This window comes from Geodermatophilus siccatus (assembly GCF_900103785.1).
GTDB lineage: Bacteria > Actinomycetota > Actinomycetes > Mycobacteriales > Geodermatophilaceae > Geodermatophilus > Geodermatophilus siccatus.
The window spans coordinates 44754-54123 of the sequence record NZ_FNHE01000019.1 but is presented as its reverse complement, the minus strand read 5'-3'; the positions used below and the strand labels follow the sequence as shown (position 1 = coordinate 54123).

Sequence of the window (9370 nt, the reverse complement as noted above, 5' to 3'; positions counted from 1 at the left end):
CCTGCTGGCGTTCACCGCTTTCCCGGTCGGGCACTGGAAGAAGATTTGGTCGACCAATCCGCTGGAACGGCTGAACAAGGAGATCAAGCGGCGCACCGACGTGGTCGGGGTCTTTCCCAACCCCGAAGCCCTGATGCGGCTGGCCGGCGCGGTGCTGGTGGAGGCCCACGACGAATGGCAGGTCTCCGACCGCCGCTACCTCGCCGAGGGCTCCATGGCCCTCCTCAACCGCCTCAAGCAGTCCGCCGAGGAGGTGGCGCAGCCGGCCCTGATCGCGTCATAGTCCGACCGCAGAAGCTCTCCGCGGCCGCGAGCTACACCACGCCCGGGGACATCACCGAAGGGTCCGCCGCAGTTCGCGACCGTGTGACCAGTGCAGGTCAGAGGCGTGTGGCATTCGCCGGCGTCCAGCCCGACGCGCCACCGTTCGGAGCGTTGCTGTACCGGTTGCCGCATGCCCCCCGCACTCGGGCGTGTTGTCCACCTCAGCGTCGCTCCGACCCCGACCTGTCCTTCACGGACGTGGTCCGCCCCAGCCGGCCCAGGCTGCGTTGAGAGGAGTTCCACACCTGCGGCCGGAGCCTCCCCAGTTCTTCTCCAGCCAGTCCCCTGAATCGCCGCGAGCGTGGCCACATGTGCCAGCGCCGAGCAAGCCCTCAACCCTGCGAGGTGATCTCGGCTTTGTCCACTGACGCTGGCAGACCTTGAACCAGCTGGTCAAAGCGGGAGTGAATCAAGGGGCGGGTTCGGTCGACCACGGCTGTCGACGGCAGTATTGGACGAGTAAGGAATGCACGGGCGGGGCAGGTGGACGGCGTCCCAGGACAGGCACAAGATGGTCCTCAGCGGCCTCACGACGTCGCCGGTGACGGACAGGGCGACCGCCCGTCCCCGCCTGCCTGACTGTCGAGTACGTGTTCGAGGACGCGCTCGCCGACCTCGAGCTGGATGTGGGTGAGGTACGTCGCCGAGCGGGGCCACCGTCCAGGCCGGCGGCTCGAGGCCGCGAGAAGCAGCTGAGGACGGCGGAGGCTCGCCAGGTCGGTCAGCCGACGCGCAGACAGTCACCGACCGCGACGGTCCCCGGCTCCAGCACCTCGCAGTACCGGCCGAAGGTCGCTCCGACTCCGAGCTCGGATTCCCGGCGGCCGCGGTAGGCCGTGATCAGGCGGAGCGTCTGCAGATCGACAGCACCGGAAGCAGGGTCGCGCGTGGTCGCCGCACAGCGCTTCACCGGGCCACCGCCCCGCAGCACCGCGCCGCCGATCCGCAGCAGCGTGCCACCCCACGAGTCCTCCAGGTGCGGCGTCCCGCCGGAGAACTCGATCAGCATCCGGAAGCGCCGGGGATCGACCGAGGCCAGGCCCGACCGGCGGGCGAGCTCGGCGACGGAACTGCTGCCGAGGATCGTCGCGGGGTGCACGTCGTAGGCGGACTGCCGGGCCCGCACCAGGCGGACCCGTCTGCCGAGCAGATCGGAGAAGAAGGTGCTCCACTGCGGGCCCGCCACGACATCGGCGACGATGCTGCGCAGGCCCCACATGTCGACGTCGACGGCGCCGGCGGAGTCGACGGTGCCAGCGCACAGCACCTCGTCGCCGCGGACGACCTCGAGGCGTCGGCTGTCCGGGTCGAACCGCGCCGCCAGGGGCAGCAGCTCGGCGTTGGCGGTGCAGCTCTGGAGCCGCCCCTCCTCGTCGACCAGGAAGAACTGCCGGTCGCCGACGGCACCGTGCGTCGTCAGCTCGATCGAGGAGGGATGGTCCAGCGCAAGCCCCTTGATCGGCGTGGTCGACAGACGGACGACGCTCAGTGCGGCCGGCATGCCGGCACCCTTCCACGCACGCGCCGCTGTGCGCTCGGAACGGGCCAGTGGGGTCCGACCATGGGCAGACCCGAAGACGCCAGGGGCGGCTGCGTGCACCCGGTCGACCGGGTGGTGTCCATCCTGCACGTGCTTCCTCGACGCCTGGGATGTTGCCGGCACCGCCGTACTGCACGGCCAGCTTGCCGCCGCTGCGGAGCAGGCCATGCAGGTACGGCCACAGGCGCGCGTGGTCCGGAACCCAGTGCAGCGTCGCGGTGGAGAACAGCACGTCGGCCGGCTCCGGCCAGGTGAAGTGGTGCAGGTCGGCCACGACCACCTCCCTCCGATCGCCGAGGCGGTCCTTCGTGGCGCGCGCCATGGCCGGCGAGGCATCGACGGCGATGACCCGTCCGCGCGGCACCCGGGCAACCAGCCGTTCGGTGATGAGCCCGGCACCGCACCCGAGGTCGACGACCGTCTCGTCGCCCGTCAGCTCCAGCCGGGCCAGTACCTCCTCCGCCCAGGATTGCTGCGGTGTGGACAGCCGCACGTACGCTGCGGCGTCCCAGCCGATCGTCCGCGCACCTCGCTCGTCCCTGTGCTCCTCCATGCCACGTTCCTCCTGACGTCGCGCCGGACCAGCTGAGCCGGTCACGAGGCCGGCCCGGGCCGCCCGGTGCGGTGGTCGTGGCCCGACCCGCCGGTGGAGAACCCACATCGCGTCGGCGCGACCTACATGTAGCCCGCCGGGGACGAGGACCGCCTCTGGCCGCCGCCCACCTCCCGCGAGTCGGGCGAGTACGGCGACGGCGTCCCGTCGTCCGCTGCCCGGACACCGCGCCCGCGATGGTGTGCGTTCCGCCGCTGGGCCGCCGGCGGCTACGCCGCTGAGGCCCGCCGGATCCTGCGCGGCCATGACCTCGCCTGCCGGTGCCCGCTCGACCAGCCCTGTCACGCCGACGTCCTGCTCGAGTTGGCCAACCGATGACCGCCGGCGACTCGAGGCTCGCAAGAGGCAGCCGAGGACGCCGGAGCCCGTCGTCAACCCGGCCTACCAGTCCGGCACCCGCTGACCGGACACAGTGAGCTCAGTTACCGGCGGCCCGGAACTGCTCCACGACGGCTGCCCTGATGCGCCCGCGGGCGTTGACCTCGATGCCCTGCCCGGCCGCCCACGCGCGCACAGCCGCCGGGTCGTAGCCCGAGTGAGCGGGCTTCGGCGCTTGCGCGCTGCGGCGCCCAATGCCCGACACCTTTCGCGCTGCGTTGATGTACCGCGAGAGCGCCTGCCGCATCTCAGCGGCATTCTCATCCGACAGGTCGATCTCGTATCCGGTCTTGTTCAGGGCGAACTTGACCGTGGTGGTGGCCAGGTCGCCGGTCAGGTCGTCGACCAGTACAACCTCAGTCTTGGTAGCCATGGAGCCGAGGGTTCGAATAAGTCACCATATCGTCAACAGGAACAGCACCATGATGAGTGACACGAGTCAGTAACACACGATGTTCACTTGGGAGTTGGAGGAGAAACCCACCGACTGCTGCGCAGGACTGAAGACCGACGAAGGCCGCACCCAGGCCGCCTTACTCCGAGGGTCATCAATCGGACGCTGGACTACACGTTCTATGGCAGGTGTCATGGTCGTCGGCCTGCTCATCGTGGCGGTCGCTCGGGCGGCTGCTGAAATCGGCAGTGACCAGGCGGGTCATGCACAGCGCCAGCCGCCAGCTGACCGCCGCCCAGCGCGCCTGGACTTGCCGCTCGCGGCCATCCGCGCCCCGCCGTGGCCAATCCTGATGCACGACGCCGCCCGGCATCCGGAGACGGAAGAGGCCGACCCGGTCACCATCTCATGGCCGTCCCCTCACCCGCCGTTGACGAAGGGATCGACGGGCACGAGGCGGCCGACTGCAGCCTGGATCACCTCCGCCGCGTCGAGGGCGCGGTCGTCGCGGAACGGTGCGGCCATGCACTGCACGCCGATCGGCATGCCGTCGACCAGGCCGCCGGGAGTGGCTGCGGCGGGCAGGCCCAGCAGATTGGCCGGCATGACCGGCCGAAGCAGCTCGATGGTGGCGACCGCGTTCTGCTCGGACTCGGCGTCCCATCCGTGCCGGAAGGCCGGCCGGGTCCAGACCGGGGAGAGGATCACCGGGTACTCCACGAAGAAGTCCCCCCACGCGCGCGCCAGCCGGCGGCGGCGGACGAAGGTGTCGACGTAGGCCTCCAGGTCCAGGCGCGGCTCGCTGTCCAGAACCGCGGTGAGGAAGCGCTGCGCGGTCTCCCCCATGACCTGCGAGAGCACCGGCTGCAGGGCGCGAAGCTCGGTGAAGAGGAACGAGTGCCACAGCTCGACGGCGGTCTCGTAGTCCGGCGGGGTCACCTCGGCGACCTCGTAGCCGGCGGCGGCCAGGTGCGCGCCGGCCTGCCGGACGACCTCGGACACGCGGGCGTCCGTGCTGCCCCCGGGCGGCTCGGGCAGCATCGCCACCCGCACCGGGCCACCGGAGCCGGGGAGGGCGAGCGGTGCGGGCACCGACGCCGGATCCCGCCGGTCCGGCCCGTTCATGATCTCCAGGCCCAGGCGCACGTCGGCGATGTCGCGGGCCATCGGACCGTTGACGGCCATCAACTGGAACGACAGCGGCCCGTCCTCGGGCGGGATCACGGTGGCGTGCGGTACCCGGCCGGTCGTGGGCTTGAGCGAGGAGACCCCGCAGCAGTGCGCCGGGTTACGCAGCGACCCGCCGATGTCGTTGCCGGCGCCGAGCGGGGACATGCCCGAGGCGAGCGCCGAGGCCTCGCCACCGGACGAGCCACCCGCGGTGAGATCCGGGTGCCACGGGTTGCGGGTCAGACCCCACAGGCTGCAGTCGGTCGAGATGCGCAGGCCCATGTCGGGCAGATTCGTGCGCCCGATGACGATCGCTCCTGCGGCACGCAGCCGCTCCACGAGCGGTGCATCCACCGGCGCCACCGCCTCCCGCAGCGCGACCACGCCGTTGGTGGTGGGAGTCCCCGCGACGTCGATGTTCTCCTTGATCGTCACCGGCACCCCATGCAACGGCCCGAGCTCGCCGTCGCCGGTGGCCTTCCGCTGATCGGCGAGCTTGGCCGCCTCCAGCGCCTGGTCGGCGAGGACCAGCACCACGGCGTTGAGCTCGGGGTTGACCGCCTCGATCCGCTCGAGATGCGCCTCCACGACCTCCACAGAGGAGACCTGGCCGCTGCGGATCAACTCCGCGAGCTCGCTCGCAGTCCTGCGCCACAACGCGTCCGCCATGTCGCCTCCCTGTGTCGCGGTGCGCGGACCGTACTGCTCCCCTGTCCACCGGGAAAGGCTCGGATCACCGACCTGCGGAAGACCTCTCGGCACGGATGTCAGCGGGCAACGGGAGAAGGACGCGCGCAGGTCGCCGGGCCCGACGACCCGCAGCCGTGACTGGCCGACGCCGACCAGCTCCGCCTGCTGCTGCGGTGTTCGCCGCGGCCGGCGGCCGGCATTGGGTGTCGCGAACGGCGGCGTCGAGCTGGCCTTTCAAGCTGGCCATGTGGGTTCGATTCCCGTCACCCGCTCCACGCATGACCGCAGTCCAACCCGCCTGTCAGGCCCTCCGGACGACTACTGGAGGACCGCCCGGAAGGCCCGTTCCAGGCCCCTGCAGACCCCTGTCTTCCGCTCCATCAGTCATGAACTGGTCACGCGGGGCGGCCCATACGGGCAGGCCGCTGCCCTCGTGCACCTCTCCCGGGGCCGCGTGACCACGAATTGGTCGCGCGGTGAGCTCCCGGCGTGCCGAGTTGCGATCAGCCGAGCGACCCTCGGCAGGAGACCGGCGTGCCGACGCCGAGCTTCGCGCCCGCGCCGCCGACCGTGCGCTCCTGTCGGCACACGACCGGGCAGCAGCCGACGCCTGGTTTCCCCCCCCAGCTGACCGCGAACGACCCGGCCACCGTCACCGTCGCTGTCTCGGCCGTGCGTTGCGCCTTCGGCGAGCTGAACTGATGGTGGCGGTTGCTGGACGCCGGCTTCGCCGAGGACGGCGGCGCGCTGCCCCAGCGGCTGACCGCACTCCGCGACGCCAACGGACTGAACCTTGCCGACACACCGCTGCGGGCGCTCGACGTCATCGTGTGGATGCGTCCCGACGGCTCGAGCATCAAGACCGCGGCTGCGCCGGACGCAGTGGGCACAGACACCTACTGCCGTATCAGGCGATGTTCGACCGGACAGCGCCGCAGGCCAAAGGTCTGTTCGAGACCTGACTGGTCAACGCGCACGACGTCGAGCACCTGCCCGGGCGGCCCAAGACCGACCGGCTCGATGCCATCTGGCTGTGCAAGGTCGCCGAGCGGCAGATGCTGCGGCCGAGCGTTGTCCCACCGCCGGCGATCCGGCAGTTGCGCGACTGACCGGACCGAGGTCGCGCGGCTCCGTGGACTCGGCGGTCGCGCGGCTCCGTGGACTCGGCGGTCGCGCGGGAGTGGTGCAACGGCAGCCACACCAGACTTCGGCTCTGGTGCCTGTGTGCGTGCGGATTCGACTCCCGCCTACCGACCGACGCGGCGAGGGCTGGCGCCGGAGTCCCGGGGTTCCTGGTGGTCCGCCGCGGCGCGGTGACGCCGCTGTGACGGCCCGGTGATGCAGCGCCCGGGACCCTGGCCGGGCCGAACCCGCCCTGCTCGACCTCCGGTCGCCGGGTCGGCCGTCGCCAGAAGGGATCGCGCCGTGACCGTCCCCCTCCGCTTCCGCCAGGTCAACGACTACGCGTGGGCCCACCGTTTCCTGTCCGGCTTCCCCAACTTCCACGAGGCGAACTACGGCCAGGGCGTCGTGCGCGGCACCTTCCTGCTCGGCGGCGACGTGGCGGAGTGGCGCGACATCCGGGCGGCCGACCTGGGCAACCCGCCTCCGGACGACGTCGGCGCCCGGTTCCGCGCCACCAACGACTGGGCAGCACGCAACGGCTACGTCAGCGGGTTCCCGAACTTCCACCAGGCCAACTACGGAGCGGGCACGGTCTACGGAAGCATCCTCATCCGCCGGGGCGGCGCCGAGTGGCGCGACGTGCCGGCCGCCCAGCTGGGTAACCCGCCGGCCGGGGACGTCCCGGCGCGCTTCCGTGCCACCAACGACTGGGCGGTGCGCAACGGCTTCGCCGCGGGCTTCCCGAACTTCCACCAGGCGAACTACGGGGCGGGGATCGTCTACGGCACCATCCTCTTCCGGCCGGGGAGCATCCAGTGGCGTGACGTCTTCGCCTACGTCACCGACATCTACAGCCGCTTCCGCTTCGACCCGGCCATCACGGCGGCCCAGCGGCAGCGGTTGTTCGAGCGACACAGCTTCGCGCTGACCAGGCACGCGAGCTGCGGGAACCTCACGCCATCGGAACGGGCCAACCTCCTGTCGGCCTACGGGCGCGAGATCTGGCACGGCATCAACACCGACCCCAGCGCCAACGCGTCGGCGCAGGTCGGCGGCTCCCAGATCTGGGTGAACTTCACCAACCTGTTCCCGCAGAACGACAACGAGGTCGCCCAGACCCTGATCCACGAGATGATGCACTGCGCCGGGTACTCGCACCCGGTCCGCCGGGACCCGCCGAACCCCACCCCCGACGTCCCCGGCGACAACGGGCCGTACTACGGCACCCCGCCGCTGCGGTCCGAGTTCTGCATCGCCGGGTTCCAGAGCGACCGCACGCTCGCGCTGGGCCAGGACACCATCAGCGCGGCCCGGCCGCGCGCCTGCACCCCCGACGGCGACGTCTTCACGGTCGCCAGCGAGGTGAGCCCGTCCATCCAGCACTTCTCGGACCGGCCCGAGGACGAGGGACCGGCAGAGGGCTATGCGACCGAGGCTGCCGCCGAGGGTGCCGGGGACGGTCACCCGGCCGAGATGCCGTCGCCTCGGGCCGCCTCCGCCGCACCCGGGGACGGCGAACCCCTCCGGGTCCGCGTGCGGGAGCTCGCGCGCCAACTCGAGCAGCTGACCGACCCGGGCTGATCCCGGCGCCCGTCCCGGACGGCGCGGAGGACCTCCCGGTCCACACGGCGGGGGCCTCCGCGTCGTCGGCGCCGCGAGCGCTGCCACCAGCGTTCTCCCAGCGGCCTCGGGGCAAGGGCCCATCGGGCGAGGGTCCACTCGGTCGTGCACGCGGAGGAGCGCAGACGGCACCCAGCCGGACCGGTGCGACACCGCCGGGGAACGCAGTCCTCGTTGGCACCGTCTGACGTGAATCGCGAACTGTGAGTTCGTGTCCAACTGCAGGGTCTGTGCACCGATGGTCCCGACTGAGCCGCGCTGGGCTCCGCTTCAGGGCCGCTCAGGTCGAACCGGATTCCACCGTGCTCCGTAAGGCCCGTGGCGCCTTCGTCACGTGGGACACCCTCGCGTGCTACATCCACCGACTGGGCCCTCCGCTCCGTCGAGGACCGAGTGCTGCGACCATCCTCAGGCGAGCCAGCCCCGGATACGGGCAGGCTCGCGGTAGCACCGTCCTCGGCGCTGAAACTCCTCTCGTGCGACCGTCCCGGCCGCCACCGGGGGGTGCCTGATCTCTCGGGCTTGAGACGACCGCCCACGCTTGAAGGCGGGCCCGGAGCGAGAGGAGAACAACCAGGATCAAGGGCCACACAGGTCTCAGACCTCGAGTCCGTGACCGGTTGTGACGGGATACTAGAGGCTCGTCTTCGAAGCCGTGGGCCGTGCGTCCCTCGGATGTCGAAGCGCTCGTCTCCATCAAACGGGACGCCGGCCTGTCTCCGTCGACGGTCCGGACCATCTACACCGTCCTGCGGGCGGCGCTGGACATCGCCTCGCGTGACGGACTGATCCGCAGCAACCCCGCAGCAGCAGTGAGACGGCCCGGCGTCGAGCGCAAGGACGCGCCTCACCTGACCGCGAAGCAAGCGCAGGCGCTCCTCGAGGCGATCCGGGGCGACCGGCCGGAGACCTTGCTCCGATCGATTGATGCTCGCCACCGGGATGCGCCGCGGGGAGGCGCTGGCCGCCCTGCACTGGCCGGACGTCGACCTCGACGCCGGGCTGCTGAGGGTCCGCTGGACCCGCTCCCGGACGTCCCTGGGACTGCAGCTCGACGAGCCCAAGACCGACAAGTCCCGCAGGACCGTGCCCCTCCCCCGCTCGGCGATCGAGACGCTCCGGGCCCACCGGACCCGACAACTGGAGGAACACCGCACGGCCGCCGGAGCCTGGCAGGAGCACGGGCTGGTCTTCACCACCGAGATCGGGACACCGCTGGAGCCCCGCAACGTGCTGGGGCGCTTCGAGGTCCTCGCGGAGCGAGCCGGCCTGCGCGGCGTCACCCTGCACACCCTCCGGCACTTCGCCGCGAGCTTCCTGCTGGCGGCCGCCAGTCACACCAAGGTCGTCCAGGAGCACCTGGGCCACTCGTCCTACGCGATCACCGCCGACATCTACGGCCACGTCGGGCTGGCGCAACGGCGCGAGGCCGCCGACCGGCTCGACCAGGCGCTCCGCTGGTGACCGTTGCTGTCCCTCGGGCCGCGTTGCTGTACGCGTTGCTGTAGTCATGAAA

Annotated in this window: 8 protein-coding genes and 2 pseudogenes; 6 read left to right on the top strand and 4 right to left on the bottom strand. The window is 71.2% G+C overall.

The genetic code is table 11. The features are described 5' to 3' along the window. The coding region (locus tag BLS21_RS23575; RefSeq protein ID WP_175479726.1) for a transposase at positions 1 to 283 on the top strand (283 nt) is incomplete at its 5' end. Between the two features lie 762 nt (positions 284 to 1045). On the opposite strand, the gene BLS21_RS23570 is transcribed toward BLS21_RS23575, so the two are convergent. Next, entirely contained in the window at positions 1046 to 1825 is a 780-nt protein-coding gene (locus tag BLS21_RS23570; RefSeq protein ID WP_175479725.1) for an MOSC domain-containing protein, read from the bottom strand. 175 nt (positions 1826 to 2000) lie between these two features. Then, positions 2001 to 2417, bottom strand: a pseudogene (locus BLS21_RS26505) (class I SAM-dependent methyltransferase); the annotation flags it as partial. Positions 2418 to 2699: 282 nt separating this feature from the next. Between BLS21_RS26505 and BLS21_RS26500 the strand changes: the two are divergent. Beyond that, positions 2700 to 2795 (top strand): annotated as a pseudogene (locus BLS21_RS26500) (DUF4326 domain-containing protein); the annotation flags it as partial. A 100-nt stretch (positions 2796 to 2895) separates the two neighbouring features. On the opposite strand, the gene BLS21_RS23555 reads toward BLS21_RS26500, so the two are convergent. After that, positions 2896 to 3228, bottom strand: coding sequence for a histone-like nucleoid-structuring protein Lsr2 (locus BLS21_RS23555; RefSeq protein WP_091224218.1), 333 nt, complete (start codon positions 3226 to 3228; stop codon positions 2896 to 2898). 441 nt (positions 3229 to 3669) lie between these two features. Then, positions 3670 to 5088, bottom strand: coding sequence for an amidase (locus BLS21_RS23550; RefSeq protein ID WP_091224217.1), 1419 nt, complete (start codon positions 5086 to 5088; stop codon positions 3670 to 3672). Between the two features lie 555 nt (positions 5089 to 5643). On the opposite strand from BLS21_RS23550, the gene BLS21_RS25435 reads away from it, so the two are divergent. The 4 genes from BLS21_RS25435 to BLS21_RS23535 all read left to right on the top strand — a co-directional run bounded on the left by BLS21_RS25435 (position 5644) and on the right by BLS21_RS23535 (position 9318). Continuing rightward, the gene (locus BLS21_RS25435) at positions 5644 to 5811 is read left to right on the top strand and encodes a hypothetical protein (protein WP_175479724.1); all 168 of its coding nucleotides are present in this window, start codon (positions 5644 to 5646) and stop codon (positions 5809 to 5811) included. 9 nt (positions 5812 to 5820) lie between these two features. After that, a complete protein-coding gene (locus BLS21_RS26535; protein ID WP_483866615.1) occupies positions 5821 to 6426 on the top strand; it encodes a hypothetical protein in 606 nt (201 codons plus the stop codon). A 108-nt stretch (positions 6427 to 6534) separates the two neighbouring features. Continuing rightward, positions 6535 to 7815 carry a hypothetical protein gene (locus BLS21_RS23540; protein ID WP_091224215.1) on the top strand — a complete coding sequence of 427 codons (1281 nt, stop codon included), beginning with the start codon at positions 6535 to 6537 and terminating at the stop codon, positions 7813 to 7815. Between the two features lie 966 nt (positions 7816 to 8781). Further along, entirely contained in the window at positions 8782 to 9318 is a 537-nt protein-coding gene (locus BLS21_RS23535) for a site-specific integrase (RefSeq protein ID WP_091224213.1), read from the top strand. The last annotated feature ends 52 nt before the right edge of the window (positions 9319 to 9370 follow it).

Coding starts and splice junctions, on each gene's coding strand:
- BLS21_RS23570 (WP_175479725.1), bottom strand. CDS start 1,825: ATGCCGGCCGCACTGAGCGTCGTCCGTCTGTCGACCACGCCGATCAAG.
- BLS21_RS23555 (WP_091224218.1), bottom strand. CDS start 3,228: ATGGCTACCAAGACTGAGGTTGTACTGGTCGACGACCTGACCGGCGAC.
- BLS21_RS23550 (WP_091224217.1), bottom strand. CDS start 5,088: ATGGCGGACGCGTTGTGGCGCAGGACTGCGAGCGAGCTCGCGGAGTTG.
- BLS21_RS23535 (WP_091224213.1), top strand. CDS start 8,782: ATGCTCGCCACCGGGATGCGCCGCGGGGAGGCGCTGGCCGCCCTGCAC.